This window comes from Streptomyces sp. NPDC044064 (assembly GCF_056434245.1).
The window spans coordinates 168,742-195,675 of sequence record NZ_JBWKFN010000012.1 but is presented as its reverse complement, the minus strand read 5'-3'; the positions used below and the strand labels follow the sequence as shown (position 1 = coordinate 195,675).

At 70.9% G+C, this 26,934-nt stretch carries 26 protein-coding genes; 15 read left to right on the top strand and 11 right to left on the bottom strand.

What is annotated here, in order from left to right; translation table 11 throughout:
* Positions 1-36 precede the first annotated feature (36 nt).
* On the top strand, positions 37-1,623 hold the full coding sequence (locus tag AC07DS_RS21155; protein WP_479147393.1) for a Na+/H+ antiporter: 1,587 nt from the start codon (positions 37-39) through the stop codon (positions 1,621-1,623).
* Positions 1,624-1,682: 59 nt separating this feature from the next.
* Here AC07DS_RS21155 and AC07DS_RS21150 read toward each other — a convergent pair whose 3' ends face one another.
* Positions 1,683-2,765: a mechanosensitive ion channel family protein gene (locus tag AC07DS_RS21150; protein WP_479147391.1), complete on the bottom strand. Its 1,083-nt coding sequence runs from the start codon at positions 2,763-2,765 to the stop codon at positions 1,683-1,685.
* Between the two features lie 108 nt (positions 2,766-2,873).
* On the opposite strand from AC07DS_RS21150, the gene AC07DS_RS21145 reads away from it, so the two are divergent.
* Positions 2,874-3,452: a dienelactone hydrolase family protein gene (locus AC07DS_RS21145; RefSeq protein ID WP_479147390.1), complete on the top strand. Its 579-nt coding sequence runs from the start codon at positions 2,874-2,876 to the stop codon at positions 3,450-3,452.
* 62 nt (positions 3,453-3,514) lie between these two features.
* Here AC07DS_RS21145 and AC07DS_RS21140 read toward each other — a convergent pair whose 3' ends face one another.
* The 5 genes from AC07DS_RS21140 to AC07DS_RS21120 all read right to left on the bottom strand — a co-directional run bounded on the left by AC07DS_RS21140 (position 3,515) and on the right by AC07DS_RS21120 (position 8,680).
* On the bottom strand, positions 3,515-3,868 hold the full coding sequence (locus AC07DS_RS21140; protein ID WP_479147388.1) for a hypothetical protein: 354 nt from the start codon (positions 3,866-3,868) through the stop codon (positions 3,515-3,517).
* A gap of 96 nt (positions 3,869-3,964) precedes the next feature.
* On the bottom strand, positions 3,965-5,635 hold the full coding sequence (locus tag AC07DS_RS21135) for an alkaline phosphatase D family protein (RefSeq protein WP_479147386.1): 1,671 nt from the start codon (positions 5,633-5,635) through the stop codon (positions 3,965-3,967).
* A gap of 92 nt (positions 5,636-5,727) precedes the next feature.
* Positions 5,728-6,537 carry a thioredoxin domain-containing protein gene (locus AC07DS_RS21130; RefSeq protein ID WP_479147384.1) on the bottom strand — a complete coding sequence of 270 codons (810 nt, stop codon included), beginning with the start codon at positions 6,535-6,537 and terminating at the stop codon, positions 5,728-5,730.
* A 66-nt stretch (positions 6,538-6,603) separates the two neighbouring features.
* Complete coding sequence (locus AC07DS_RS21125; protein ID WP_479147382.1) at positions 6,604-7,287, bottom strand: hypothetical protein; 684 nt, start codon at positions 7,285-7,287, stop codon at positions 6,604-6,606.
* 67 nt (positions 7,288-7,354) lie between these two features.
* Positions 7,355-8,680: a DUF2252 domain-containing protein gene (locus AC07DS_RS21120; protein WP_479147380.1), complete on the bottom strand. Its 1,326-nt coding sequence runs from the start codon at positions 8,678-8,680 to the stop codon at positions 7,355-7,357.
* 248 nt (positions 8,681-8,928) lie between these two features.
* On the opposite strand from AC07DS_RS21120, the gene dnaE reads away from it, so the two are divergent.
* Positions 8,929-12,468 (top strand): DNA polymerase III subunit alpha, encoded by a 3,540-nt coding sequence (gene dnaE / locus AC07DS_RS21115; RefSeq protein WP_479147379.1) that lies wholly within the window; start codon positions 8,929-8,931, stop codon positions 12,466-12,468.
* Between the two features lie 71 nt (positions 12,469-12,539).
* Here the strand turns inward: dnaE and AC07DS_RS21110 are convergent, their stop codons facing one another.
* Entirely contained in the window at positions 12,540-12,713 is a 174-nt protein-coding gene (locus AC07DS_RS21110; protein ID WP_186581279.1) for a hypothetical protein, read from the bottom strand.
* 242 nt (positions 12,714-12,955) lie between these two features.
* Between AC07DS_RS21110 and AC07DS_RS21105 the strand changes: the two genes are divergently transcribed.
* From AC07DS_RS21105 to AC07DS_RS21090, 4 genes are all read left to right on the top strand, one after another.
* Positions 12,956-14,173: an NYN domain-containing protein gene (locus AC07DS_RS21105; protein WP_479147377.1), complete on the top strand. Its 1,218-nt coding sequence runs from the start codon at positions 12,956-12,958 to the stop codon at positions 14,171-14,173.
* A 93-nt stretch (positions 14,174-14,266) separates the two neighbouring features.
* On the top strand, positions 14,267-15,280 hold the full coding sequence (locus AC07DS_RS21100; protein ID WP_479147376.1) for an ABC transporter ATP-binding protein: 1,014 nt from the start codon (positions 14,267-14,269) through the stop codon (positions 15,278-15,280).
* Between the two features lie 76 nt (positions 15,281-15,356).
* On the top strand, positions 15,357-16,178 hold the full coding sequence (locus tag AC07DS_RS21095) for an ABC transporter permease (protein WP_479147374.1): 822 nt from the start codon (positions 15,357-15,359) through the stop codon (positions 16,176-16,178).
* A 34-nt stretch (positions 16,179-16,212) separates the two neighbouring features.
* The gene (locus AC07DS_RS21090; RefSeq protein WP_479147372.1) at positions 16,213-16,884 is read left to right on the top strand and encodes an AAA family ATPase; all 672 of its coding nucleotides are present in this window, start codon (positions 16,213-16,215) and stop codon (positions 16,882-16,884) included.
* A 5-nt stretch (positions 16,885-16,889) separates the two neighbouring features.
* Here the strand turns inward: AC07DS_RS21090 and ybaK are convergent, their stop codons facing one another.
* From ybaK to AC07DS_RS21070, 4 genes are all read right to left on the bottom strand, one after another.
* On the bottom strand, positions 16,890-17,387 hold the full coding sequence (ybaK, locus tag AC07DS_RS21085; RefSeq protein WP_479147370.1) for a Cys-tRNA(Pro) deacylase: 498 nt from the start codon (positions 17,385-17,387) through the stop codon (positions 16,890-16,892).
* Between the two features lie 22 nt (positions 17,388-17,409).
* Positions 17,410-18,150, bottom strand: coding sequence for an LON peptidase substrate-binding domain-containing protein (locus AC07DS_RS21080; RefSeq protein ID WP_479147369.1), 741 nt, complete (start codon positions 18,148-18,150; stop codon positions 17,410-17,412).
* A gap of 11 nt (positions 18,151-18,161) precedes the next feature.
* A complete protein-coding gene (locus tag AC07DS_RS21075) occupies positions 18,162-19,217 on the bottom strand; it encodes a hypothetical protein (RefSeq protein ID WP_479147367.1) in 1,056 nt (351 codons plus the stop codon).
* A gap of 196 nt (positions 19,218-19,413) precedes the next feature.
* Positions 19,414-20,991 carry an oxidoreductase gene (locus tag AC07DS_RS21070; protein WP_479147366.1) on the bottom strand — a complete coding sequence of 526 codons (1,578 nt, stop codon included), beginning with the start codon at positions 20,989-20,991 and terminating at the stop codon, positions 19,414-19,416.
* Positions 20,992-21,192: 201 nt separating this feature from the next.
* Between AC07DS_RS21070 and hisD the strand changes: the two genes are divergently transcribed.
* From hisD to hisF, 8 genes are read left to right on the top strand one after another with little or no spacing between them, the layout of a single operon-like run.
* Positions 21,193-22,542, top strand: coding sequence for a histidinol dehydrogenase (gene hisD, locus AC07DS_RS21065; RefSeq protein WP_479147364.1), 1,350 nt, complete (start codon positions 21,193-21,195; stop codon positions 22,540-22,542).
* On the top strand, positions 22,539-23,648 hold the full coding sequence (locus AC07DS_RS21060; protein WP_479147362.1) for a histidinol-phosphate transaminase: 1,110 nt from the start codon (positions 22,539-22,541) through the stop codon (positions 23,646-23,648). Before hisD ends, AC07DS_RS21060 begins: the two co-directional genes overlap by 4 nt.
* Positions 23,645-24,238 carry an imidazoleglycerol-phosphate dehydratase HisB gene (gene hisB, locus AC07DS_RS21055; protein ID WP_030783530.1) on the top strand — a complete coding sequence of 198 codons (594 nt, stop codon included), beginning with the start codon at positions 23,645-23,647 and terminating at the stop codon, positions 24,236-24,238. Before AC07DS_RS21060 ends, hisB begins: the two co-directional genes overlap by 4 nt.
* A gap of 3 nt (positions 24,239-24,241) precedes the next feature.
* A complete protein-coding gene (locus AC07DS_RS21050; protein ID WP_186581278.1) occupies positions 24,242-24,406 on the top strand; it encodes a hypothetical protein in 165 nt (54 codons plus the stop codon).
* Positions 24,397-25,041, top strand: a complete 645-nt coding sequence (gene hisH / locus AC07DS_RS21045; RefSeq protein WP_479147360.1) for an imidazole glycerol phosphate synthase subunit HisH — start codon at positions 24,397-24,399, stop codon at positions 25,039-25,041. The genes AC07DS_RS21050 and hisH overlap by 10 nt, the downstream gene beginning before the upstream one ends.
* 3 nt (positions 25,042-25,044) lie before the next feature.
* Positions 25,045-25,770, top strand: coding sequence for a bifunctional 1-(5-phosphoribosyl)-5-((5-phosphoribosylamino)methylideneamino)imidazole-4-carboxamide isomerase/phosphoribosylanthranilate isomerase PriA (gene priA, locus AC07DS_RS21040; protein ID WP_145875170.1), 726 nt, complete (start codon positions 25,045-25,047; stop codon positions 25,768-25,770).
* A complete protein-coding gene (locus tag AC07DS_RS21035) occupies positions 25,767-26,168 on the top strand; it encodes a RidA family protein (protein ID WP_145875168.1) in 402 nt (133 codons plus the stop codon). The genes priA and AC07DS_RS21035 overlap by 4 nt, the downstream gene beginning before the upstream one ends.
* Entirely contained in the window at positions 26,165-26,920 is a 756-nt protein-coding gene (hisF, locus tag AC07DS_RS21030) for an imidazole glycerol phosphate synthase subunit HisF (RefSeq protein WP_145875166.1), read from the top strand. Before AC07DS_RS21035 ends, hisF begins: the two co-directional genes overlap by 4 nt.
* Positions 26,921-26,934: the final 14 nt, after the last annotated feature.

The window sequence follows — 26,934 nt, the reverse complement described above, 5'->3', positions numbered from 1 at the left end:
CCTGCCGTGTGATCGTCGACTCCCGGAGCGCCGGCCGTGGATCAGTTGACTCTGTTGTTCGTGGTGCTGCTCGGGGCCCTGGTGAGCGTCCCGGTGGGGGATCGGCTCGGGTTGCCGGCGCCGGTGCTGATGACCGTGCTCGGCGGGGCCCTGGCGGTGGCCGCCTTCGTGCCCGACGTGGACATCCCGCCCGAGCTGATCCTGCCCGGACTGCTGCCGCCGCTGCTCTACGCCGCCGTAAGGCGGACCTCGTGGCGGCAGTTCGCGGCGAACAAGCGGCCGATCTTCCTGCTGGCCGTCGCCCTGGTCTTCGTGACGACGATCTGCGTGGCCGCCGTCGCCCATGCGATCGTGCCCGGCCTGCCGGTCGCCGCCGCCGTCGCGCTGGGCGCGCTGATCGCCCCGCCCGACCCGGTCGCGGCCACCGCCGTCGCCGGGCAGCTCGGGCTGCCGCGCCGACTGGTGTCGATCCTGGAGGGCGAGGGGCTCTTCAACGACGTCACGGCCATCGTGCTCTACCACGTGGCGATCGCCGCCGCCGTGAGCGGGGAGTTCTCGGCCTGGCGCGCCGGTCTCGACCTGGTCCTGTCGGCCGTGGTCGCGGTCGTGGTGGGGCTGGTGCTCGGCTGGGGCGCCAACAAGCTGATGGACCTGCTCGGCGACCCCACCCTGCAGATCGGGATGACCCTGCTGGTGCCGTACGCCTCCTACGTGCTCGCGGAGGAGCTGCACGGGTCCGGGGTGCTCGCCGTGCTCACCACGGCCCTCTTCCTCGCCGAGTACGCCACAGACGCCGACGACGTGATGACCCGGCTGGCCGGGTACACCTTCTGGGACATCGTCGACACGCTCGTCACCGGCGTCGCCTTCGGGCTGATCGGTCTCGAACTGCACAACGCGATCAGGACGGCGGCCGGGCGCTGGGGCGAGCTGCTCGGCTGGGCCGCCGTCATCGTCGGCGTCGTCGTCCTCGTACGGCTGCTGTGGCTGATGCCCGCGACCTGGCTGACCAAGCGGCTGCACGCCCGGCGGGACTACGACGAGGACATCCCGGTGAGCTGGCGGGAGACCGTGGTGATGTGGTGGTCCGGGATGCGCGGCGTGGCCTCGGTGGCGCTGGCGCTGGCGATCCCGCTCAGGAAGGCCGACGGATCTCCCTTTCCCCAGCGCAACGAGATCATCTTCATCGCCTTCGGGGTGATCATCGCCACGCTGGTGCTGCAGGGGCTGACTCTGCCCTGGCTGGTGAAGCGGCTCGGGGTGCGGGCGGACTCCGAGCGGGAGAAGGAGTTCGAGGAGGAGCTGGCGCGACGGGCCACGAAGGCCGCGAGGCGCAGGCTGCGGGAGATCGAGCAGGTGGAGGAGTTGCCGGAGGAGCTGTCGGAGCAGATGCTGCGGCGGGCCTTCGACATCGGGATCCGGATCAGCCCGGACATGGGGGAGACGGAGCGGCGGGAGGCGCATCAGCAGCGGGAGCGGCGGGTGAAGCGGGTGCGGCGGATTCAGGGGGAGCTGTTGAGCGCGGCCCGGCACGAGGTGCTGGCCGCGCGGAGTGAGCCGGGGGCGGATCCGGAGATCGTCGACCGGGTGCTGAGGCATCTCGATGTGCGGAGCCTGCGCTGAGACTTCCTCTCCCAGCAGTGTCTCTCCCACCCGCGCACATCGGCTCCCTGTGACCCTCGTCAACGGTGCTGCCGGGCCGAGCCGTTGGGGGAGCGTGCGGGCTGCCACGGCGGGACGGCCGCCTCCGCCGTGTTGACGCGGGGCAGGGCGTAGGGGTGTTCGGCCGTCAGCCAGGTGATCATCTGTTCGCGGACCGTGACCCGGACCGTCCAGATGTCGTCCGCGTCCTTCGCGGTCACCAGGGCGCGGACCTGGACGGTGTTCGGGGTGGCGTCCGTCACATAGAGGTTGGAGGTGCGGCCGTCCCAGGCCGGACACTGCCGCAGGATGTCGCGGAGCCTCTCGCGCATCGCCTCGATCGGCGCGCTGTGGTCGAGGTGCCAGAAGACGGTGCCCGTCATCTGCGGGGTGCCCCGCGACCAGTTCTCGAAGGGCTTGGAGGTGAAGTACGACACCGGCATCGTGATCCGCCGCTCGTCCCAGGTGCGGACCGTCAGGAAGGTCAGGGTGATCTCCTCGACGGTGCCCCACTCGCCGTCCACCACCACCGTGTCGCCGATGCGCACCATGTCACCGAAGGCGATCTGCAGCCCCGCGAACATGTTCGACAGCGTCGACTGGGCGGCGACACCGGCGACGATGCCGAGGATGCCGGCGGAGGCCAGCAGCGAGGCGCCGGCCGCGCGCATCGCCGGGAACGTCAGCAGCATCGAGGCGCTCGCCACCACGATCACGATCGCGGAGACCACCCGCATGATCAGCTCCACCTGGGTGCGGACCCGGCGCACCCGGGCGGCGTCCGGGTGGGCGCGCGCGTACCGGGCGTAGGAGGTCTCGACGACCGCGGCGGCGATCCGGATCACCAGCCAGGCCGCGGACCCGATGAGCACCAGCGTCAGCGCCCGGCCCATGCCGGCCTGATGCCGCTGCAGCAGGTTCGAGTGGTCGTAGGAGCTTCTGAGCAGGGCGGTGCACAGGACGAGGTGATAGGGGATGCGGCCGCGCCGCAGCAGGTCCCACAGCGGTGTGTCGGGGTTTCGTTCGTCGGCCTTGCGCAGCAGCCGGTCCGTGGCCCAGCCGATGGCCAGGGTGAGCAGTACCGAGCCGCCGAGCACGATCAGGGGGCGGAGCACGTTCTCCATGCCTTCGCGTCTTACCAGGCTCGCGGGCTCCTGAACCTGTGTCTTCGCGGCGACACCCGCAGGAGGCCGCGCGACGGCGTTGTCGTACCCGGCTGGCACCATGGCCTCATGAACATCATGCTCTTGCACTCGGCCTACGGGCTCAGGCCCGCGGTGCGCGAGGCCGCGGACCGGCTGCGCGCGGCGGGCCACGAGGTGTGGACGCCGGACCTCTTCGAGGGGCGCACGTTCGACACGGTCGAGGAGGGGATGGAGTTCAAGGAGCGGATCGGCAAGGAGGAGTTGCTGAAGAGGGCCGTGCTGGCCGCCGCACCGTATTCGGAGCGGGGGCTCGTCTACGCCGGCTTCTCGCTCGGCGCCTCCATCGCGCAGACCCTGGCCCTCGGCGACGAGAAGGCGCGCGGCCTGCTGCTCCTGCACGGCACCTCGGACCTCGCGCCGAACGCCCAGGCGGACGAGCTGCCCGTGCAGTTGCACGTGGCCGAGCCGGACCCGTTCGAGACGGACGACTGGCTGAGCGCCTGGTACCTGCAGATGGGCCGGGCCGGGGCCGATGTGGAGGTCTACCGGTACGCGGGCGCCGGGCACCTCTACACCGACCCCGAGCTGCCGGACTACGACCGGGAGGCCGCCGAGGCCACCTGGCGGGTGGCGCTCGGCTTCCTCGACGGCCTGCCGGCGGCGTAGGCAGCAAGTGACCCGGGCCTGCCGTCAGCCTCGGTCACCGGCGTTGCCGGGCGTCGGGAACCTCAGCCCGGGAAGCACTCCTTGGGCGGGTGCGCCAACGACATGAAGTGTCCGGACCACACCCAGGCCGTCGGCTGGGAGTCGTAGATCCGGAACCACAGCGCCCCCGAGGGGGTCTTGGTGGTCGAGCACTGGATCCGCAGGGTCGTCCTGTACGGCTCGACGTGGAACCTCGTCGACGAGTCGGTGGGCTTCGCGTATATGGGCGCGCCGTGGGTGTCCAGCACGGTCAGATTGACGAAGGCCGGCGCCGCCGCCGGGGCTGCCTGAGCCTGGGTGACGGAGGCGAGTCCGGCGAAGGTCAGGGCAGCCGCGATCGTCGCGGTCTTCTTCAAGGCACCTTGGGGGGTGGCCATGTGTCTCCAATCAAAAGGGTGGTGACGAGTTGTCAGCCACCCCTTCTGATGGCGGAATTCTCGCGCTGGTTGCCCCGGACCGGCCGCGGTGATCGGCTACACCGGGGAGTAGGTCCGTTCGACCTTCTGCGTGCCGCTGTGGGTGGAGTAGGAGCGCACCCACTGGGAGGTCGCGTTCGCGTCGGTGCGGTCGGACAGGACGTAGTAGTCCATCTGCGCACGGTCGGTGGTGATGTCCAGGACGCCGTAGCCGTGGCGGTCCGTGTCCACCCAGTGGACGTGCCGGTTGGCCGCCCTGATGACCGGTGAGGCGATCGCGGAGACGGTGCCCTCGGGGACCTTCACGATGTCGTCGAGGTTGTCGGAGGTCACCGAGGTGACGACGAACTCGGTGGCCGCCGAGGCCGACAGCGGGTAGGTGCCCGCGTCCACCGGCACGTCGTTGGCCCACGCCATGTGGATGTCACCGGTCAGGAAGACGGTGTTGCCGATGGCGTTGGAGCGCAGGTGGTCCAGCAGCTCGCGGCGGTCGTCGGTGTAGCCGTCCCACTGGTCGGTGTTGGCGGCGATCCCCTCCTGCGGCAGCCCGAGCAGCTTGGCGAGCGGCTTGAACAGGTCGGCGGAGAGCGAGCCGAAGGAGAACGGCGAGATCATCACCGAGTTGCCGACCAGCCGCCACTTGGTGTCGGAGGCCTTCAACCCGGCCTTCAGCCAGTCGAGCTGGGCCCGGCCGGTGATCGTACGGTTCGGGTCGTCCACCGAGCCGCTCGCCGTGGCGGCCTGCTGGGACCGGAAGGAGCGCAGGTCCAGCAGGGAGAGGTCGGCGAGCTTGCCGAAGCGCAGCCGGCGGTAGGTGGTGCCGGCGATCGCGGGGCGGACCGGCATCCATTCGAAGTAGGCCTGCTTGGCGGCGGCCTGACGGGCCGTCCAGGTGCCCTCGGCGCCCTCGGTGTGGTTGACCGCGCCGCCCGACCAGGCGTTGTCGGCGAACTCGTGGTCGTCCCAGATCGCGATGACCGGTGCCTTCAGGTGCAGCGCCTGCAGGTCGGGGTCGGTCTTGTACTTCGCGTGCCGGATCCGGTAGTCGGCGAGCGTGAGGATCTCGTTCGCGGGCGCGTGCGGGCGGACGACCGTGCCCCGGGCCGCGTACTCACCGGACTTGTACTCGTAGATGTAGTCGCCGAGGTGCAGCCAGGCGTCGAGGTCGGTGCGGGCCGCGAGGTGGCGGTAGGCGGAGAAGTAGCCGGCCTCCCAGTTGGCGCAGGAGACCACGCCGAAGCGCAGGCCGGAGACGGCGGCGTCCGCCGCCGGCGCGGTGCGGGTACGCGCCACCGGGGAGTCCGTGCCGCCGGCCGAGAAGCGGAACCAGTAGTCGGTGGCCGGCTGGAGGCCGCGGATGTCGGCCTTGACCGTGTGGTCGGAGGCGGCGGTCGCCGTGGTCGAGCCCTTGGCGACGACGTTCGTCAGCGCCTTGTCCTTGGCGACGACCCAGCTCACCTCGGTGTCCGGGCCGATCCCGGAGCCGGGTATCGCCTGCGGGGTGGGGGTCACCCGGGTCCACAGCAGGATGCCGTCGGGCAGCGGGTCACCGGAGGCGACGCCGTGCAGGAAGGCGGGGGCGTCCGTGGCGGCGCGCGCCGGCAGGGCGGCGGCGAGCGGGCCGGCCAGGACAGCAGTCGCCGCCGCGGCCTTGACGACCGTACGGCGGCGAGGAGACAGGGAGTTGAGGCGCTTTGCGGCCTCGGATGGCTTGTATCGACTGGTCACGACCGATCAGGTTACTGATCGGTATGCGTCAGAGCGGGCGAACTCCGAAAGTTCGCCCGCTCTTCACCCGAAGGCCGGTTTCCGAGGAGCCGTCAGCCCTTCATGGCCGCGTCCACCGCACTGTTGAAGTCGGCCACCGTCAGGATCACCTTGCCGCCGTTGAGCTGCTTGCCGTCCATGACGAAGCCCGGGGTGCCGGTCACGCCGTCCTTGTTGTCGTCGAAGGTCTTCGACATGTGCATGGCCCAGGCGTCGTAGGTGCCCTTCCTGACCGCGTTCTGGAACCGGGTGTTGTTCTTGAGCGCGGTGACCGTGTCGGCGACCTTGATGAGGTAGCTGTCGTCCTTGAACTTGTCGGTCTGCTCGTCCGGGTGCCACTTCGCGGAGTACAGCGCGGCCTTGTACTGGAGGAACGCCTCGGGGCTGACGTTCAGCGCGGCGCCCAGGGCACTCAGGGCGTTCTTGGAGCCCTCACCGTTGTCCTTGTTGTCGATGAACGTGGCGCCGACGTACTGGTACTTGAACTTGCCGTCGTCGATGTCCTTCTTCAGGGTCGAGCCGACGGTCTGCTCGAACTGGGCGCACACGGGGCAGCGCGGGTCCTCGTACATCTTGAGGGTCTTCTTGGCGCTGTCCTTGCCGATGACGACGGTGGTGCCGTTCGCGCCCGTGGTGTTGGCCGGGGCGACGACCTTGGCGTCCTTCAGGCCCTCCCAGTAGCTGGGCTTGTTCATCTGGACGACGGCGTAGCCGATGCCGCCGGCGGCGGCCAGCACGCCCACGACCGAGGCGGCCACGATGACCTGCCGCCTGGCCCTGTCGCGCTTTGCCTGCCGCTCGCGCTCCAGGCGCAGCCGCTCCCGGGCCGCCGTCTTCGCCGTCTGGCTGTTCCGCTTGCTCATGTTGGTGATCTCCATGTGGGACGCGCACACGTCGTACGCGGGATACGTATGGGGGACTGATCGTGCTCAGGTGAATGCCGGAGAGCACGGCGGTCCACGCCGTCCCAGGGAGTGCACGAGGAGCCGGTCGCGTGCGGTGACCGGGCGGGGGGCCGGGCGCGGCAGCCGGTGCGCGGGCAGGAGCCGTACGGCGACCGCGGCCACCGCCAGCAGCAGCGGCCGGAAGGTGGTGGCGGCGACCGCGCGCAGCAGCTGGGTCAGGGCACGCTCGCCCCGGCGCAGCCAGGCGGCGGCCAGCAGGCCCACGCCGATGTGCGCGGCGAGCAGCAGCCAGGCGGCGGCCGGGCTGGCGTGCGCGAGCAGTGCCGTGCCGCCGTGGCCCGAGGCGCCGGTCACCCGGGCCAGCGGGCCACCCACGCCGCCCTGGCACAGCACGTCCAGGCCGAGGGCGCGCAGCGGGCCGGCGACCGGCCCGCCCGCCTTGCCGTAACAGGCGTGCTGGCCGGTGGTGAAGACCGTGTCCGCGGCCAGCTCCAGCGGGATCAGCAGGGCCGCGATCCGGCCGAAGCCGCGCTCGCGGCCCGCCAGCGCGTACGCGGTCAGGAACACGCCGGTGGCGACCGCGGCGACGGTCGACACCGGCAGCGGGGCCCTGGACAGCAGAACGTGCGACGCGGTGCTGAGCGTCACGACCACGGCCGTGAACAGCGCCGCGCGCACGGCTCTGAGCTGGGTCCCGGATATGTCCATAGCGAAAGCAGAGTCTGTCACGTACGCGAGTAGGAGGCCCCTAAAGACTGCCTGTGAGTGTGCGAGGTTACAGCCCCGGAATCCGGCCGTTGCGGAACAGGTCGACGAAGATCTGGTGGTCGGCACGCGCGCGTGCGCCGTACCCGTGCGCGAAGTCCACCAGCAGGGGCGCGAAGCTCTCCTCGTCGGCCGCGATCGCCGCGTCGATCGCCCGCTCGGTGGAGAACGGCACCAGGGACTCGCCGGAGGTGTCGTCCGCCGCCGCGTGCATCGTGGCCGTGGCCCGGCCGAGGTCGGCGACGACGGCCGCGATCTCCTCCGGGTCGTCGATGTCGCTCCAGTCCAGGTCGACCGCGTACGGCGATACCTCGGCGACCAGCTGGCCCGCGCCGTCCAGCTCGGTCCAGCCCAGCCACGGGTCCGCGTGCGCCTGCAGGGCGCGCTGGGAGATCACCGTGCGGTGGCCCTCGTGCTGGAAGTACTCCGCGATCGCCGGGTCCGTGATGTGCCGGGAGACGGCCGGGGTCTGGGCCTGCTTGATGTAGATCACGACGTCGTTCTCCAGGGCGTCGCTGTGGCCCTCCAGCAGGATGTTGTACGACGGCAGGCCGGCCGAGCCGATGCCGATGCCGCGACGGCCCACGACGTCCTTCACCCGGTACGAGTCCGGGCGGGCCAGGGAGGAGTCCGGAAGGGTCTCCAGGTAGCCGTCGAAGGCCGCCAGCACCTTGTAGCGGGTCGCGGCGTCCAGCTCGATGGAGCCGCCGCCCGATGCGAAGCGGCGCTCGAAGTCGCGGATCTCGGTCATCGAGTCCAGCAGCTCGAAGCGGGTCAGCGAGCGGGCGTCACGCAGTGCGTCCAGGAGGGGACCCTGCGCGGAGTCCAGCGTGAACGGCGGCACCTCGTCGCTCTTGGCACCCGTGGCCAGCGCGTGGATGCGCTCGCGGTAGGCGGCCGCGTAGATCGTCACCAGCTCGGTGATCTGCTCGTCGCCGAGTGCCTTGGCGTACCCGATGAGCGCGACGGAGGCGGCGAAGCGCTTCAGGTCCCAGGTGAACGGGCCGACGTAGGCCTCGTCGAAGTCGTTGACGTTGAAGACCAGGCGGCCGTTGGAGTCCATGTAGGTGCCGAAGTTCTCGGCGTGCAGGTCGCCGTGGATCCACACCTGCGAGGTGCGGTCGTCCAGGTACGGGCCGCCGCGCTTCTCTGCGTCGAGGTCGTGGTAGAAGAGGGCCGCCGTGCCCCGGTAGAAGGCGAACGCCGAGGCCGCCATCTTCCGGAACTTCACCCGGAACGCGGCCGGGTCGGCGGCCAGGAGCCGGCCGAAGGCGGTGTCGAAGACGGCGAGGATCTCCTCGCCGCGCTGCTCGTCGTTGAGCTGGGGTACCGACATCGCGGGGTGCCTCCTGGTGCAGGACGGGTGGTGCTGGAATGTGCATGAAGGGGTACGACGGCGCTTCCGCCGTCTCCAACGGGCGACGCCTGGCGGGAGTGCCCGGTTCCCGCACGAAGGTACGTCCGGATCGCCCGCGGGTGTCAGTGCCGGGGCATAGACTTCGACGCTGTCCCCCAGACCGTCCGCAGTCGGTCCACAGCCGGTCGGAAGATCGTAGACGCCTGTTTCCCTTGGAGGCCGAAACCGTGTCAAAGCCGCCCTTCACGCACCTGCACGTCCACACCCAGTACTCGCTGCTGGACGGTGCCGCGCGGCTCAAGGACATGTTCAACGCCTGCAACGAGATGGGCATGACGCACATCGCCATGTCCGACCACGGCAACCTCCACGGCGCGTACGACTTCTTCCACACCGCGAAGAAGGCCGGAGTCACCCCGATCATCGGGATCGAGGCGTATGTCGCCCCCGAGTCCCGGCGCAACAAGCGCAAGATCCAGTGGGGCCAGCCGCACCAGAAGCGCGACGACGTCTCCGGTTCCGGTGGTTACACCCACAAGACGATGTGGGCCGTGAACAGCACGGGTCTGCACAACCTCTTCCGGCTCTCCTCGGACGCGTACGCCGAGGGCTGGCTCCAGAAGTGGCCCCGGATGGACAAGGAGACGATCGCCCAGTGGTCCGAGGGGATCGTGGCCTCCACCGGCTGCCCCTCCGGCGAGCTCCAGACGCGGCTGCGCCTCGGGCAGTACGACGAGGCCCTGAAGGCCGCCGCCGACTACCAGGACATCTTCGGCAAGGACCGCTACTTCCTGGAGCTGATGGACCACGGCATCGAGATCGAGCACCGGGTCCGCGACGGCCTCCTCGAGATCGGCAAGAAGCTCGGCATCCCGCCGCTGGTGACGAACGACTCGCACTACACGTACGCGCACGAGGCGACCGCCCACGACGCCCTGCTGTGCATCCAGACCGGCAAGAACCTCTCCGATCCGGACCGGTTCAAGTTCGACGGCACCGGCTACTACCTGAAGTCCACGGACGAGATGTACGCCGTCGACTCCTCGGACGCCTGGCAGGAGGGCTGCGCCAACACCCTCCTGGTCGCCGAGATGGTCGACACGACCGGCATGTTCGAGGCCAAGAACCTCATGCCGAAGTTCGACATCCCCGACGGCTACACCGAGGTCACCTGGTTCAAGGAGGAGGTCCGCCGGGGCATGGACCGCCGTTTCCCCGGCGGCGTCCCGGACGACCGGCAGAAGCAGGTCGAGTACGAGATGGACGTCATCATCCAGATGGGGTTCCCGGGCTACTTCCTCGTGGTCGCCGACTTCATCATGTGGGCCAAGAACAACGGCATCGCGGTGGGCCCCGGCCGAGGCTCGGCGGCCGGCTCGATCGTCGCCTACGCCATGGGCATCACCGACCTCGACCCGATCCCGCACGGCCTGATCTTCGAGCGGTTCCTCAACCCCGAGCGCGTCTCCATGCCCGATGTCGACATCGACTTCGACGAGCGCAGGCGCGTCGAGGTGATCAGGTACGTGACCGAGAAGTACGGCGCCGACAAGGTCGCCATGATCGGCACCTACGGCAAGATCAAGGCCAAGAACGCGATCAAGGACTCCGCGCGCGTCCTGGGCTACCCGTACGCCATGGGCGACCGGCTCACCAAGGCGATGCCCGCCGACGTCCTCGGCAAGGGCATCGACCTCGACGGCATCACCAACCCCTCGCACCCGCGCTACAACGAGGCCGGCGAGATCCGCGGGATGTACGAGAACGAGCCGGACGTCAAGAAGGTCATCGACACCGCGAAGGGCGTCGAGGGCCTGGTCCGGCAGATGGGTGTGCACGCCGCCGGCGTGATCATGTCCAGCGAGCCCATCGTCGACCACGCCCCGATCTGGGTGCGCCACACGGACGGCGTGACCATCACGCAGTGGGACTATCCGCAGTGCGAGTCGCTCGGCCTGCTGAAGATGGACTTCCTCGGCCTGCGCAACCTGACGATCATGGACGACGCCGTCAAGATGGTGAAGTCCAACAAGGGCATCGACCTCGACCTGCTGGCCCTGCCGCTCGACGATCCGAAGACCTTCGAACTCCTCCAGCGCGGCGACACCCTGGGCGTCTTCCAGTTCGACGGCGGACCCATGCGCTCGCTGCTGCGTCTGATGAAGCCCGACAACTTCGAAGACATCTCCGCCGTCTCCGCGCTCTACCGTCCGGGCCCGATGGGCATGGACTCGCACACCAACTACGCGCTGCGCAAGAACAAGCTCCAGGAGATCACCCCGATCCACAAGGAGCTGGAGGAGCCCCTGGAAGAGGTCCTGGCCGTCACCTACGGCCTGATCGTCTACCAGGAGCAGGTCCAGAAGGCCGCCCAGATCATCGCGGGGTACTCGCTCGGCGAGGCCGACATCCTGCGCCGCGTGATGGGCAAGAAGAAGCCCGACGAACTGGCCAAGAACTTCGTCCTCTTCCAGAAGGGCGCCCGCGACAAGGGCTACAGCGACGAGGCCATCCAGGCCCTGTGGGACGTGCTGGTCCCCTTCGCCGGCTACGCCTTCAACAAGGCGCACTCCGCCGCGTACGGCCTGGTCTCGTACTGGACCGCCTACCTGAAGGCGAACCACCCCGCCGAGTACATGGCCGGGCTGCTCACCTCGGTCAAGGACGACAAGGACAAGTCGGCCGTCTACCTCAATGAGTGCCGCCGCATGGGCATCAAGGTGCTCCCGCCGAACGTCAACGAGTCGGTGCACAACTTCGCGGCGCAGGGCGACGACGTGATCCTGTTCGGCCTGGAGGCCGTCCGCAACGTCGGTACCAACGTGGTCGAGTCGATCATCAGGAGCCGCAAGGCCAAGGGCAAGTACGCCTCCTTCCCCGACTACCTCGACAAGGTCGAGGCGGTCGCCTGCAACAAGCGCACCACGGAGTCCCTGATCAAGGCCGGCGCCTTCGACACCATGGGGCACACCCGCAAGGGCCTCACCGCGCAGTACGAACCGATGATCGACAACGTGGTCGCGGTCAAGCGCAAGGAGGCCGAGGGGCAGTTCGACCTCTTCGGCGGGATGGGCGAGGAGGAGAGCAGCGAGCCCGGCTTCGGACTGGACGTCGAGTTCACCACCGAGGAGTGGGACAAGACCTATCTGCTCGCCCAGGAGCGGGAGATGCTCGGTCTGTACGTCTCCGACCACCCGCTGTTCGGCCTGGAACACGTGCTGTCCGACAAGGCCGACGCGGGCATCGCCCAGCTCACCGGAGGTGAGCACGCGGACGGCGCGGTGGTCACCATCGGCGGCATCATCTCGGGCCTGCAGCGCAAGATGACCAAGCAGGGCAACGCCTGGGCGATCGCCACGGTCGAGGACCTCGCCGGTTCCATCGAGTGCATGTTCTTCCCGGCGACGTACCAGCTCGTGTCGACCCAACTCGTCGAGGACGCGGTCGTGTTCGTCAAGGGCCGGCTCGACAAGCGCGAGGACGTGCCGCGGCTGGTCGCGATGGAGCTCCAGGTGCCCGACCTGTCGAACGCGGGCACCAACGCGCCGGTGATCCTCACCATCCCCGCGGTCAAGGTCACCCCGCCGATGGTCAGCCGCCTCGGCGAGATCCTCAGCCACCACCGGGGCGAGAGCGAGGTCCGCATCAAGCTCCAGGGGCCGACGAAGACGACGGTGCTCCGGCTGGACCGGCACCGTGTGAAGCCGGATCCGGCTCTCTTCGGAGATCTGAAGGTGCTGCTCGGCCCGTCCTGTCTGGCGGGCTGAGCCGATGCAGCGGGAAGGGGCGCACCCTCGGCGGGTGCGCCCCTTCCGCGTGCCTGGGCTTCAACTGCCCTTTAGTTGTGGCCGAAGCGCTGCTGCTTCTTACGCGCAACATCCGCCGGGCTGCCCGGGACGTGCATCGGGGACTCGTGCGTCTCCGAGGACGACCGCTGCGCGTGCTCCTGGGCCGGCTGGGCCTGCGAGCGCTGCTGCTGGCTGCCCTGCTTGCGGTTCTTGTTCTTGGCCATGGTGATCTGCCTCCTGTGGGGGATCTAGGGGCCAGGGCCGCGACCAGATTCACATAAGCTGACATTACGCGCATGTCGGATAATTACCGTGTGTAACAGGGTCGATGGGCCGGCGGTATGCGCAAACGCCACGCCGAAGATCGAGTTCCGGCCGTTAACCCCCGCGTGGTCGGGCAGACTCGAAGGAAGTCCGAAGCAAAGGAAGTCCGGAGCAAGAGCATCCTGGGAAGAGGGTGAGTCGCGTGGACCGCTGCATCGTTCTGGTGGACGCCGGGTATCTGCTGGGAGCCGCCGCCAGCCTCCTTGCCGGTGAGCCCTCGAGGTCCCGGATCACCGTCGACCACGCCGCGCTGATCCAGGCCCTGCGCGAACGCGCGGAGTCGGAGACCGAGCGCCCGCTGCTGCGCATCTACTGGTTCGACGGCGCCCCCGACCGGGTCCCCCAGCCGGAGCACCGCCGGCTGCGTGTGATGCCTCGTGTCACCGTCCGGCTCGGCGCCCTCACCCGCAGCGACGGACGCTGGGCGCAGAAGGGCGTGGACGCCGCCATGCACGCCGAGCTGACCGAGCTGGCCCGCAACCGCGCCTGCTCCGACGTCGTCCTGGTCACCGGCGACGGCGACCTGCTGCCCGGCATGATGGCCGCCAAGGAGCACGGCGTCGCCGTCCACCTGTGGGCCGTACAGGCCGCCGACGGGGACTACAACCAGTCCGAGGACCTGGTCGCCGAGGCCGACGAGCGGCGCGTGCTGGACCGGGCCTGGATCACCCAGGCGGTCCGCGCCAAGGAGCTGACCGGCGTCTGCGCGCCCCAGCCCGTGCCGCGCCCCGAGATCGCCGCGATCCTCTCCGCGCCGCTGCCCGAGTCCTCGCTCTCCACGGCCGCCGAGGCACCCGCCGAGGAAGGCGCGCACGCGCCGGCCGCCTCGGCCGAGGCAGGAACCCAGGAGCGGGTGCCCGCCCCCAAGGGCGTGCCGACCCCCAAGGACCTCGCCGCGCTGCGCGCGCCAGGCGCGCAGGCCGTGCAGCATCCGGCGACCGCGACCCTCAGGTGGTCCTCCGACAAGGGCTGGGTGGACCGGCCGGGCGGGGTCTCCGAGCCGCCCGAGATCGCCTCCATGCCGACGCTGGCCCAGGTCACCACCGCCGAGCAGCGCTGGGCCGACCGGGAGGAGGACATCACCACGGTCGGCGGCGACCCGTACGAGGTGGGCCAGGTCTTCGCCCGCCGCTGGATGTCCCGGCTCGGCGATCAGAGCCATCTGCAGCGGCTGTCCACGATGTACCCGCGCATCCCGCACCGCATCGACGGCGAGCTGCTGCGCTACGCCGCCCGCTTCGGGCTGCTCGCCCACAAGGACGACCAGATCGACGAGCACGATCGTTACGCCATCCGGGCGGGCTTCTGGCGGGAGATCGACGTGCCGGCCGCGGCCGAGCACGCCCCCGCCGGGGAGTGAGCCGGGACTTTCCCGGTGGCGGGACGGGAAGCCGCGGGTGGGAAGAGGCCCCAAAGGCGAGTAAAGGGGCCGGACCCCGTAGTCTCGTGCCTTGTGAGTACGCGCGTGGGACAGGCACTTCGGCATGACGAGGTCGTACGCGTGCGCGGGCTCAGCAAGACCTATCCGCCCGTGAAGGGGCGGCGCGGAACGCCGGGCGCGCCCGAGGTGCGGGCCACCGACGGCGTGGAACTGGACGTACGGCGCGGAGAGATCTTCGGGCTGCTCGGGCCCAACGGCGCCGGCAAGTCCACCCTCGTACGGCAGCTCACCGGGCTGCTGCGGCCGGACACCGGCAGCGTCGAGATCCTCGGCCACGACATCGTCAGGCACCCCGAGCGGGCCGCCCGGATCCTCGCCTACCTGGGGCAGGAGTCCTCCGCCCTGGACGAGCTGACCGTCGCGCTCGCTGCCGAGACCACCGGACGCCTGCGCGGCCTGGACGTACGGCAGGCGCGCGCCGAGCGGGACGCGGTACTCGAGGAACTGGGCCTCACACCGATCGCCGGGCGGGCGCTGAAGAAGCTGTCCGGCGGACAGCGGCGGCTCGCCTGCCTCGCCGCCGCCCTGGTCGGCGAGCGGTCGCTGCTCGTGCTGGACGAGCCCACCACCGGCATGGACCCGGTGGCCCGGCGCGCGGTGTGGGCGGCCGTGGACCGGCGGCGGGCCGAGCGCGGTACGACCGTGCTGCTGGTCACCCACAACGTCATCGAGGCGGAGACCGTCCTCGACCGGGTCGCCGTGCTGGACCAGGGCCGGGTCATCGCCTGCGACACCCCGGCCGGGCTGAAGGAGCAGGTCTCCGGCGAGGTGCGGGTGGAACTGGTGTGGCGGGAGCGGGCGCCGCTGGACGTGCCCGAGGTCGCCGTGCTGCGCGAACGGGCCGTGGAGTCCGGCCGGCGCTGGACGCTCCGGCTCGCGCCCGAGGAGGCCCGGGCCGTCGTCGCCACGGTGACCGGCGGCGCCGCCTTCGCCGCCCTGGACGACTTCACGCTCGCCACGCCCAGCCTGGAGGACGTCTACCTGGCGCTGGGCGGGGCGGCACGGCAGGGGCTGGTGAAGGCGTGAGCGCGAGGAACGCCGTACCCGTATGGTCCCTGTGGGACGGCGGCGCGGCTGCCGTAGGGAAGAGGAGCAGCTCGTCGTGAGTGTCGTACCCGCGGAGGTTCTGCAGGGCGGTGCCCGGGACGTGCCGGAGCCGGCCCGGCCCGCGGCCGAACTGGGGCCGCCCGCGCGGCTGTGGCCGTCGCTGGTGGCCGTCTACCGGGCCCAGCTGTCCCGGGCCCGGGTGGCGCGCATCCCGCTGCTGTTCGTGGCGACCTTCCAGTCCATCGGCATTGCCGTGATGATGCGGGGCGTCGTCGACAGCGGCGGTGAGGCGCAGTCCGTGGTGGCCGGGTCCTCGGTGCTCGTCGTCGCGTACGTCGCGCTCAATCTGCTGTCGCAGTACTTCGGGCAGCTGCGGGCCAGCGGCGGGCTCGACCACTACGCCACGCTGCCGGTGCCGCCGGCGGCGGTGGTGCTGGGCGCGGCGGGGGCGTACGCCTCCTTCACCGTGCCCGGGACCCTGGTGACCGCCGTCTTCGGGTGCATGCTGTTCGGGCTGCCGCTGTCCAACCTGTGGATCCTGGTGGCCGTCATCCCGCTCGCCGGGGCCGCGCTCGCCGGACTCGGCGCCGCCTGCGGGCTGCTCGCGCCGCGGCCCGAGCTGGCCACGCTGCTCGGGCAGCTGGGCATGTCGGCGGCGCTGCTGCTCGGTGTGCTGCCGGCCGACCGGATGCCGGAGATCGTGCGGCTGGCCCGGGACCTGCTGCCGTCGACCTACGGCGTCGAGGCCTACGCGCGGACCTTCGGGGCCGACCCGGACTGGGCCGCCGTCCTCGCTGACCTGGGGGTCTGCGCGGGTGTCGGAGTGATCTCGCTGGCCGTGGCGACCTGGGCCTACCGCAGGGCCGCCGTCCGATGACGCGGCCCACAGCGCGACCTGGCACGATGTCAGGGTGACCGCACCGCTGACTCCGCCCACGCCGCCGCACGACGACTCCCCGCACCAGGCCTGGCAGGCGCCGCCGCCTGCCGGGGCGCCGGGCATGGGCCCGTACGAACAGGACGGCCCCGGGATGAAGACCGAGATCCTGGAAGCCGTCGTGATCGCGATAGCGGTGGCGCTGGGCGGGCTGCTGTTCGGGCTGCTGTGGTGGTGGCTGGCGCCGCACGTGCCGCTGGTGGGGGACGAGCTCGACAAGAGCTGGGTCGTCTACCTCAAGGACACCGAGGGGGAGCAGGCGGCCGGCGTGGACGGGACGTTCACGCTGCTGGGGCTGGCCTTCGGGCTGGTCAGCGCGGTCGTCGTGTTTCTGCTGCGGCGGCGCGGCGGTGTGCCGCTGGTGGTGGCGCTGGGTGTGGGCGGTCTGCTCGGGTCGCTGCTGGCCTGGCGCTTCGGGGTGTGGCTGGGGCCCACGTCCGACGTGATCGCGCACGCGAGGCAGGTCGGGAAGGGAGTCACCTTCTCGGCGCCGCTGAAGCTGGGGGCGAAGGGCGCGCTGCTGGCCTGGCCGTTGGCCGCGGCGCTGGTGCATCTGGGGCTGACCGCACTGTTCGGCCCCCGGGACCCCGAGCCGTATCCGCAGGGACCGGCCCCCAAGGACGGGTACGGAGCCCCGCTGACGTAGTCCCGTCAGCCCCGGCCGATCGGTGCCAGCACCGCTTCGGTCAGCTCTGCCAGGTCTCCCGGGGTCAGTTCGACCTCCAGGCCCCTGCGGCCCGCCGAGATGCAGATCGTCGGGTGCGTCCCGGCCGAGTCGTCCAGGACGGTGCGGAGCTTCTTGCGCTGGCCCAGGGGCGAGATGCCGCCGCGTACGTAGCCGGTGGTGCGCTCCGCGAGGGTGGGGTCGGCCATCGTCGCCCGCTTGCCGCCCACCGCCGCGGCCAGTGCCTTGAGGTCCAGCGTGCCGGAGACCGGCACCACCGCCACCGTCAGCGCGCCGTCCACGTCCGCCACCAGGGTCTTGAAGACCCGGTCGGGGGAGACACCCATCGCCTCGGCCGCCTCCTCGCCGTAGGAGGGATGGGAGGGGTCGTGGTCGTAGGAGTGCAGGGTGAAGTCCACGCCCGCCGCCGTCAGGGACACCGTCGCGGGAGTGCCGGCGGACTGCTTCTTCGACTTCTTCGCCATCGGTGTGTCGGCCTCGGTTCGCTCAGTTCAGGCTGGTCGGCGTCCGCGTCAGCTCGAACGCGGGCAACGACGGAAGGTTACGGATGATGGCCGTCTCCGCGCGAAGGAGTTTCAGCTCGTCCCGGAGCCGGGAGGCGGTGTCCTGCGCCTGCAGCAGCCGTTGCTTGGCCGGCGTGTCCAGGACCATCGCCGCCGCCACCAGGTAGGAGACCACCGAGGGGTCGTCCGGGAGGTCCGCGCCCGTCGACAGGGAGCGCTCACGGGCGCCCGCCAGGCGCTTCTGGTACTGGCGGAAGGCGCGCAGGACGCCCTCGGCCAGGGCGCCCGCCTCGTCGCCGGGCTCCTCGGGCAGCTCCTCCAGCTCCGCCGTCAGGAACGGGCCCGACGCGTCCACGGACAGCAGACGCACCCGGGTCGTGCCGGTCGCCAGCACCTCGAACGTGCCGTCGGCGCGCTCCCGGATGGTCGCCGCGTCCGCGATGCAGCCCACGCCGTGGAAGGAGGCGAGGGGGTCCGGGCCGAAGCCCGCGGCCGGGCCCCGCTCGGGCTGAGTGGTCGGATCCGGCATGCCTGGCGCGCTCGGTGCCACCTCGTGGCCGTCGCGGATCGCCACGACGGCGAACCGGCGCGGTTCGTCCTCGGGCGTCTTCAGAAGCTCGCGCATCATGGCGCGATAGCGCTCCTCGAAGATGTTCAGGGGCAGCACGAGCCCGGGGAACAGCGCCGAGTTCAGCGGGAACAGTGGGAGACGGACGGTGGTCACGGCGCCCCAGCCTAATGGTCGGTGGCGGCGACCCGGCCGCGGTGTTCGTTCCGCGGTCGCGCCGGTGCCGCCAGCAGTTCGGTCGGGGTGGTGCCGCGAGCGGCCGTCAGGAGTGCCTCGCGCAGCCTGAGGAAGTGGCCCAGCGGGTCGTCGGAGAGCCGGTCCCAGGGGAACGAGGTGGCGTACGGGCCGATCAGGCGCAGCTGGGTGCGGGCGTCCTCCCAGCGTTCCAGCCGGGCGAGGACGTAGACCAGTTTGTTGCGGATCTCGGCGTACGACGGCGTGGCCGCCGGGAACCGGCCGGAGAGCTCGGCCGCCCGGTCGGCCGCCGCGTCCAGCCGCTCGCGCGGCACCTCGGGGCCGCAGCCGTCGGTCAGATAGGAGAGGGCCGCCCGGGCCGGCAGCGCCTGGACGAGCGAGTCGGCCGGGGCGTCCTGCGCGGCCAGGTCGGCGAAGTCGAAGCACTCGCGGTGCGAGCCGTGCCAGGAGGTGCTCAGGTAGCGCAGGGCGGCCACATGGCAGCCGTAGTGGTGCGGGGCCCGCCGGACCGCCGCCTCCCACAGCTCCTCGAAGTAGCGGTGCCCGGCCCGGGAGCCGCGGGCGTGGTCGAGCGCGATCCGCCAGGGCACCGGGTCGCGGTCGTCGGCCCGTGCGGCGGCCGTGATCAACGGGCTCACCTCGCGCAGCAGCTCGGCGCGGGCCGGAGAGGGCCAGGCGCGGTCCACCGCGAGCTGGGCTGCGACGAGCGTCACGTCGGGGTCGTCCGGGGCGGCCGCGTCGCGCCAGGCCTCGAACCACTCGCAGCGCGAGCGGGCGAAGGCGGCGAGCCGCCGGGTGTAGCGGTCGTGGGCCTCCCACTCGGCCGCTGCGCGGGTGGTGGCGAGCAGAGCGGAGGCGGCGCCGTACTCGCCCCGGCCGGCCGCGACCAGCACGGGGGAGAGGCGTTCGTCGGGCGCGTCGAGGACTGCCTCGTCGCCGGCCGGCTGTGGGGCGGCGGGGCGCGAGGCATGTCGTGTCATCCGTGTGGGGCGGAGGAACGCCGGCAGCAGAGCCATGGTGTCGACCATTGAAAGTCCGCAGGTCGGGGCAGCGCCAGAGGGTCCGGGCAAGTCGGGGAAGGTTGTACGTCCGATGGTCAAGGACAAGTAAAAGGTGATTGTTCAACCAATGTGGTGTACCTGCCCAATGTGACGTACGTGCCGATGAAGCGGGCATACGTGCGTACCGACGAGCAGGCATCCGTGCGTGCCGGTGAACCGGGCGTCAGCCGCGCCGCAGCAGCCGGGTCGCCCCCGCCGCCACCGTCGTCGCCAGGATCCAGCCCAGCAGGATCATCGCCGCCGCCAGCCACTGCCAGCCGCCGCGCAGCTGCCACTGGCCGACCTGGCCCAGGTCGATCACCGGCAGCAGCAGGTCCAGCGTGAACAGGGCGGCGCTCCAGGTCGGATGGCCACCGGGGTTCACCGGCGGATGGTCGGCGTGCGAGAACGCCAAGGTGCCCGCCGCCCACAGCACCGCCATCCACACCGCGGCCCGGCCCGGCCGGTAGCCGTAGGCCACCGTCCAGTCCTGGACGTACCCCCAGGACTTGGCGGCCGGCGGCAGCGTCTCGCGGCGCCGGCGCTGCTTGGCGAGCAGCACCTCGCGGGCGTCCTCGTCCTCGCCGGCCGCGCGCAGCACGGTGGCCAGCCGCTCGTACGGCTCCGGGTTGTACTCGGCGGTGGCCGCCGCCACCCAGTCCAGCCGCCGGGTCAGCGGGAACGGGCCCTGAGGCACCAGGTTCTCGTAGGCGAAACCGCCCATGTGGAGGTTGCCCGGGCCCGGCCAGCTGCCCGCGTGGTCCACCAGGTTCACGATCCGCGCGCCGGACAGCACCACCTTCCCGCGCTCGGGCCCGTCCCCGAGGAAGCGCAGCTCGGGCGTCTGCGCCCGGCGCAGCGACAGCTCCTGGTCGTCGGTGAAGACGAACCGGGCCCGCTCCAGGTCCACGGCGTCCCCGAACCGCCCGTCGTCCAGCCGTATCCCGCCCCGGCACTCGAAGCGCTGGATGCGGGTCCCGCGCGCGGGGGTCGTCCCGCTCAGCAGCGGGTTGCCCACGCCGGCCGGGGTCAGGTACAGGGTGCGCTCGACCGTCAGCTGGGGGGCGTTCAGGGCCAGGCGCGCGTACGGGTTGGCCAGTTTCGCCCCCCGCAGGCTCAGTGAGACCCCGACCTTGGCGCTGCGCAGGCTCAGCTCGCCGTGCGACTCCAGCAGCTCCGCCTGCAGGTCCTGGCCCACGGTCATGCCGTCCGCGGCGATCGAGCGGCCGCTGCGGTCCCGGTAGACGATCGCCTGGTTGAGCAGCAGGTCCGTGCCGATGTGCGCGTCGGTCAGCCGCACCCCGTTCTGGAAGCGGCAGCGCGGCAGGTGCAGATCGCCCTCGGTGTGCACCCGGGCCGCCTCCAGCCGGGGCACGGCGCAGTCCACCAGGCGCAGGGTCGTGAACCGGGCCTCGGGCAGCAGGATCTGGTCGTCGAAACGGCAGCCGCGCAGCTCCACGTACGGCGTGACCGTGCCGCCCGCCAGGTCCATCGTGCCCGTGACCCGCACGCCGGTCAGCTTCAGCGAGGACACCCGGCCCGCGAGCGCGGGCGGCCCGTCCAGCAGCAGCCAGCAGACTATGCGCGCCCTGACGCTCCGCTCGGGCCCCCAGGGGTGTCCGCCGTGCGGATCGTCGACGACGGTGTCCCCGCTGCTCAGGTCGTACACGCTGCCGTTGCGGAAGGCCTGCCACATGCCCGCCTCGGCCGCGGTCAGGTCGTCCGGCAGGTCCCCGGTGTGGATGCCGGCCCCCTCGGTCACCGCCCTCCCTCCCTCCTGTGACTACTCGCTGTCACCTTCTCCGTACACCCGTCATGCCCGCTGAGTGACGCCTGTTACACAAGACGTGAAGGCGATCTTCCGGGTTCCGGCCAGGCTATGTACCGCCCGCTGTCCCGAGTTCTGTATCAGCCATTGATACGCGCGGACGGCTCCGCACCCCGGTCTGAGAGAATTGGCACCGTGATCTCCCGAATCGATCTGCGCGGCGACGCCCTCCCCGAGGGCCCCGCCCTGCGCGACCTGCTGCCCCGAGCCGACTTCGACGTTCAGGCCGCCCTGGAGAAGGTGCGTCCGATCTGCGAGGCCGTGCATCATCGGGGCGACGCGGCGCTGATCGACTTCGCCGAGAAATTCGACGGAGTACGGCTGGAATCGGTCCGTGTCCCGGCCCGGGCGCTCACCGACGCGCTCGAGGGCCTCGACCCTGCCGTGCGCGCGGCCCTGGAGGAGTCCATCCGGCGCGCCCGTCTGGTCCACCGCGAGCAGCGCCGTTCGACGCACACCACCCAGGTCGTGCCCGGCGGGTCCGTCACCGAGAAGTGGGTGCCGGTCGACCGCGTCGGGCTGTACGCCCCGGGCGGCCGCTCGGTCTACCCGTCCTCCGTGATCATGAACGTGGTGCCCGCCCAGGAGGCCGGCGTCGAGTCGATCGCGCTCGCCTCCCCGGCCCAGGCCGAGTTCGGTGGTCTGCCGCACCCCACGATCCTCGCCGCGTGCGCCCTGCTCGGCGTGGACGAGGTCTACGCGGCCGGCGGCGCCACCGCCGTCGCGATGTTCGCGCACGGCACCGAGTCCTGCCCGCCCGCCAACATGGTCACCGGCCCGGGCAACATCTGGGTGGCCGCGGCCAAGCGCTACTTCACCGGCAAGATCGGCATCGACGCCGAGGCCGGCCCCACCGAGATCGCGGTCCTCGCGGACGACACCGCCGATCCGGTGCACGTGGCCGCGGACCTGATCAGCCAGGCCGAGCACGACCCGCTGGCGGCCGCCGTGCTGGTCACCGACTCGGTCGAGCTGGCGGACGCGGTGGCCAAGGAGCTGGAGCCGCAGGTCGCGGCCTCCAAGCACGTCGAGGACCGGATCGTCCCTGCCCTGAGCGGCAGGCAGTCCGCGATCGTCCTGGTCGACGGCATCGAGGAGGGCCTGCGGGTCGTCGACGCGTACGGCGCCGAGCACCTGGAGATCCAGACGGCGGACGCCGCAGCGGTGGCCGACCGGGTCAGGAACGCCGGCGCGATCTTCATCGGTCCCTGGGCCCCGGTCTCGCTGGGCGACTACGCGGCCGGGTCCAACCACGTCCTGCCCACCGGCGGCTGCGCCTGCCACTCCTCAGGCCTGTCCGTCCAGTCCTTCCTGCGCGGCATCCACATCGTCGACTACACGAAGGACGCGCTGGCCGAGGTCGCGCACCACGTGGTGACGCTGACGGAGGCGGAGGACCTGCCCGCGCACGGCGCGGCGATCAAGGCCCGTTTCGGCGGAGCCGAACAATGGACGCGTGGTGGGAAGGTGCCTGAGAGCAAGTGAGCTTCGGAATCGACGATCTCCCCGTACGGGACGAGCTGCGCGGCAAGTCCCCATACGGCGCGCCCCAGCTGGACGTCCCCGTACGGCTGAACACCAACGAGAACCCGTACCCGCTGCCCGAGCCGCTGGTCGAGCGGATCACGGAGCGGGTGCGCGAGGCCGCCCGGAACCTGAACCGCTACCCCGACCGGGACGCGGTCCAGCTCCGCACCGAGCTGGCCAAGTACCTGACGAAGACCGGCAAGTACCCGCTCGGCGTCGAGAACGTGTGGGCCGCCAACGGCTCCAACGAGGTCATCCAGCAGCTGCTGCAGACCTTCGGCGGACCCGGCCGTACGGCCATCGGCTTCGAGCCGTCGTACTCGATGCACTCGCTCATCGCCCGCGGCACGGGGACGGGCTGGATCTCGGGCCCCCGCAACGAGGACTTCGACATCGACCTCGTGGTGGCCGAGCGGGCCATCGCCGAGCACCGGCCCGACGTCGTCTTCGTCACCACCCCCAACAACCCCACCGGCAACGCGGTTCCGCCCGAGACGGTCCTCGCGCTGTACGACGCCGCCCAGGCGGCCAAGCCGTCCATGGTCGTCGTCGACGAGGCCTACATCGAGTTCAGCCACGGCGACTCGCTGCTGCCGCTGCTGGCCGGCCGGCCGAACCTGGTCGTCTCCCGCACCATGTCGAAGGCGTTCGGCGCGGCGGGCCTGCGCCTCGGCTACCTCGCCGCGCACCCCGCGGTCGTGGACGCGGTACAGCTCGTACGGCTGCCGTACCACCTGTCGGCGATCACCCAGGCGACCGCCCTGGCCGCCCTGGAGCACACCGACACGCTGCTGAAGTACGTCGAGCAGCTGAAGTCGGAGCGGGACCGGCTGGTGAGCGAGCTGCGGGCGACCGGTTACGACGTCACCGAGTCCGACGCGAACTTCGTGCAGTTCGGCCGGTTCGAGGACTCCCGCACCGCCTGGCAGAAGATCCTCGACCGGGGCGTCCTGGTCCGGGACAACGGCGTACCGGGATGGCTGCGGGTGTCCGCCGGAACCCCCGAAGAGAACGACGCGTTCCTCGACGCGGTACGTGAAGTCAAGAAGGAGCTTGAGGCATGAGCCGCGTAGGACGCGTGGAGCGTACGACCAAGGAGACCTCGGTCCTCGTCGAGATAGACCTCGACGGCACCGGCAGGACCGACATCGCGACGGGCGTCGGCTTCTACGACCACATGCTCGACCAGCTGGGCCGGCACGGTCTGTTCGACCTGACCGTGAAGACCGACGGCGACCTGCACATCGACTCCCACCACACCATCGAGGACACCGCCCTCGCGCTCGGCGCCGCCTTCAAGCAGGCGCTCGGCGACAAGGTGGGGATCTACCGCTTCGGCAACTGCACGGTCCCGCTGGACGAGTCCCTCGCCCAGGTCACCGTCGACCTGTCCGGCCGCCCCTACCTCGTGCACACCGAGCCCGAGAACATGGCGCCGATGATCGGCGAGTACGACACGACGATGACCCGGCACATCCTGGAGTCCTTCGTCGCCCAGGCGCAGATCGCGCTGCACGTGCACGTGCCCTACGGGCGCAACGCGCACCACATCGTGGAGTGCCAGTTCAAGGCGCTCGCCCGGGCCCTGCGCTACGCCAGCGAGCGCGACCCGCGCGCGGCCGGCATCCTCCCCTCCACGAAGGGCGCGCTGTAACCCATGAACGGTCTGTCCACCGTCCTGATCGTCGTCGGCCTCTTCCTGGTCGGCGGCATCATCTCCTTCGCCAAGCAGAAGATGCCCACGAGCCTCATCGTGCTGCTGTCCATCGGCGCGGCCATGTGCCTGGTCTCGGGCGTCCTGAGGCTGGAGGTGTGGAATTGAGCGCCAAGCGAGTGGTCGTCTTCGACTACGGCTTCGGCAACGTCCGCTCCGCCGAACGTGCCCTCGCGCGCGTGGGGGCCGACGTCGAGATCACGCGCGACTTCGACCGGGCGATGAACGCCGACGGCCTGCTGGTGCCGGGCGTCGGTGCCTTTGCCGCCTGCATGGAGGGGCTGCGCGGGGCCCGCGGTGACTGGATCATCGACCGCCGGCTGTCCGGCGGGCGCCCGGTGATGGGCATCTGCGTCGGCATGCAGATCCTCTTCGCGCGCGGCATCGAGCACGGCGTGCAGACCGAGGGCCTCGACGAGTGGCCCGGTTCGGTCGAGCCGCTCCAGGCCGACATCGTTCCCCACATGGGCTGGAACACCGTCGACGCCCCGGCCGAGTCGGAGCTGTTCGCCGGTCTGGACCGGGACGCCCGCTTCTACTTCGTGCACTCCTACGCCGTCCACGACTGGACCCTGGAGACCCACAACCCGCTCATGCACCCGCCCAGGGTGACCTGGTCGACGCACGGCAAGCCCTTCGTGGCGGCCGTGGAGAACGGTGCCCTGTGGGCCACCCAGTTCCACCCCGAGAAGTCCGGCGACGCCGGTGCCCAGCTCCTCACCAACTGGATCGGAACCCTGTAGACCATGGCCAAGCTCGAACTCCTTCCCGCCGTCGACGTCCGTGACGGCCAGGCCGTCCGCCTCGTGCACGGTGAGTCCGGGACCGAGACGTCCTACGGCTCCCCGCTGGAGGCCGCCCTCGCCTGGCAGCGCTCCGGCGCCGAGTGGCTGCACCTGGTCGACCTGGACGCCGCCTTCGGCACGGGCGACAACCGGGAGCTGATCGCCGAGGTGGCCAGGGCGATGGACATCAAGGTGGAGCTGTCCGGCGGCATCCGCGACGACGACACCCTCGCCGCCGCCCTCGCCACCGGCTGCACCCGGGTGAACCTCGGCACCGCCGCCCTGGAGACCCCCGAGTGGGTCGCCAAGGTCATCGCCGAGCACGGCGACAAGATCGCGGTGGGCCTGGACGTGCGCGGTACGACGCTGCGCGGCCGCGGCTGGACCCGTGACGGCGGCGACCTCTACGAGACGCTGGAGCGCCTCGACAAGGAGGGCTGCGCCCGCTACGTCGTCACCGACATCGCCAAGGACGGCACCCTCCAGGGCCCGAACCTGGAGCTGCTGCGCAACGTGTGCGCCGTGACGGACCGGCCGGTCGTGGCGTCCGGCGGCGTGTCGTCGCTCGACGACCTCCGGGCCATCGCCGAGCTGGTACCCCTCGGTGTCGAGGGCTCCATCGTCGGGAAGGCCCTGTACGCGAAGGCGTTCACCCTGGAAGAGGCCTTGGAGGCTGTGTCGTCATGAGCGATGCCGTGCGGCGCGTGCAGAGCGGAAGTCCCTGGGAAGAGAGCTTCGGGTTCGCGCGCGCCGTCGCGGCGGGTGACCGTGTGCTGGTGGCCGGTACGACGTCCTTCCGGGGCCGTGTGGTGTACGGGGAGGGGGACCCGTACGAGCAGGCCAAGGTGGCGTTCACCAGCGCGCTGGAGGCGATCGCGGAGTTCGGGCTCGGTATCGAGTCCGTGATCCGCACGCGGATGTACCTGACACATGTGCGGGACGTGGACGCCGTGGGCCGGGCCCACAAGGAGATCTTCGACTCCGTGCGCCCGGCCTCGACCCTGCTGGTCGTCGAGGGCTTCGTCGACCCGCGCATCCTGGTCGAAGTGGAACTAGAGGCATTCAGAGGAGCCGTGAACTCATGACCCTGGCGGTCCGAGTCATCCCCTGCCTGGACGTGGACAACGGCCGGGTCGTCAAGGGCGTCAACTTCCAGAACCTGCGCGACGCGGGCGACCCGGTCGAGATGGCCAAGGTGTACGACACCGAGGGCGCCGACGAGCTGACGTTCCTGGACATCACCGCCTCGTCCGGCAACCGCGAGACGACGTACGACGTGGTCCGCCGCACCGCCGAGCAGGTGTTCATCCCGCTGACCGTCGGCGGTGGCGTCCGCACGGCCGAGGACGTGGACAAGCTGCTGCGGGCCGGCGCCGACAAGGTGGGCGTCAACACGGCGGCCATCGCCCGCCCGGACCTGATCCGTGAGATCGCCGAGCGCTTCGGCCGGCAGGTGCTGGTGCTGTCCGTGGACGCGCGCCGCACCGAGTCCGGATCCTTCGAGGTGACCACCCATGGCGGCCGCCGTGGCACCGGCATCGACGCCGTCGAGTGGGCGCACCGGGCCGCCGAGCTGGGTGCCGGCGAGATCCTGCTGAACTCCATGGACGCGGACGGCACCAAGGACGGCTACGACCTGGAGATGATCGCGGCCGTGCGCAAGCACGTCACCGTCCCGGTGATCGCCTCGGGCGGCGCGGGCCGGCTGGCGGACTTCCCGCCGGCCGTCGAGGCGGGCGCGGACGCTGTCCTGGCGGCCTCCGTCTTCCACTTCGGCGACCTGCGCATCGGCCAGGTCAAGCAGACGCTGCGGGAGGCGGGACACCCGGTGCGCTGACACTGCGCCGAGTT

What these genes read in the sequence shown, in the direction of transcription:
- AC07DS_RS21050 (WP_186581278.1), top strand. Translation starts at nt 24,242, where the DNA reads ATGAACGGTCTGTCCACCGTCCTGATCGTCGTCGGCCTCTTCCTGGTC.
- AC07DS_RS21120 (WP_479147380.1), bottom strand. Translation starts at nt 8,680, where the DNA reads ATGTCGGTACCCCAGCTCAACGACGAGCAGCGCGGCGAGGAGATCCTC.
- AC07DS_RS21150 (WP_479147391.1), bottom strand. Translation starts at nt 2,765, where the DNA reads ATGGAGAACGTGCTCCGCCCCCTGATCGTGCTCGGCGGCTCGGTACTG.
- AC07DS_RS21035 (WP_145875168.1), top strand. Translation starts at nt 25,767, where the DNA reads ATGAGCGATGCCGTGCGGCGCGTGCAGAGCGGAAGTCCCTGGGAAGAG.
- hisF (WP_145875166.1), top strand. Translation starts at nt 26,165, where the DNA reads ATGACCCTGGCGGTCCGAGTCATCCCCTGCCTGGACGTGGACAACGGC.
- AC07DS_RS21125 (WP_479147382.1), bottom strand. Translation starts at nt 7,287, where the DNA reads ATGGACATATCCGGGACCCAGCTCAGAGCCGTGCGCGCGGCGCTGTTC.
- AC07DS_RS21110 (WP_186581279.1), bottom strand. Translation starts at nt 12,713, where the DNA reads ATGGCCAAGAACAAGAACCGCAAGCAGGGCAGCCAGCAGCAGCGCTCG.
- ybaK (WP_479147370.1), bottom strand. Translation starts at nt 17,387, where the DNA reads ATGGCGAAGAAGTCGAAGAAGCAGTCCGCCGGCACTCCCGCGACGGTG.
- AC07DS_RS21145 (WP_479147390.1), top strand. Translation starts at nt 2,874, where the DNA reads ATGAACATCATGCTCTTGCACTCGGCCTACGGGCTCAGGCCCGCGGTG.
- AC07DS_RS21130 (WP_479147384.1), bottom strand. Translation starts at nt 6,537, where the DNA reads ATGAGCAAGCGGAACAGCCAGACGGCGAAGACGGCGGCCCGGGAGCGG.
- priA (WP_145875170.1), top strand. Translation starts at nt 25,045, where the DNA reads ATGGCCAAGCTCGAACTCCTTCCCGCCGTCGACGTCCGTGACGGCCAG.
- hisB (WP_030783530.1), top strand. Translation starts at nt 23,645, where the DNA reads ATGAGCCGCGTAGGACGCGTGGAGCGTACGACCAAGGAGACCTCGGTC.
- AC07DS_RS21075 (WP_479147367.1), bottom strand. Translation starts at nt 19,217, where the DNA reads ATGGTCGACACCATGGCTCTGCTGCCGGCGTTCCTCCGCCCCACACGG.
- AC07DS_RS21140 (WP_479147388.1), bottom strand. Translation starts at nt 3,868, where the DNA reads ATGGCCACCCCCCAAGGTGCCTTGAAGAAGACCGCGACGATCGCGGCT.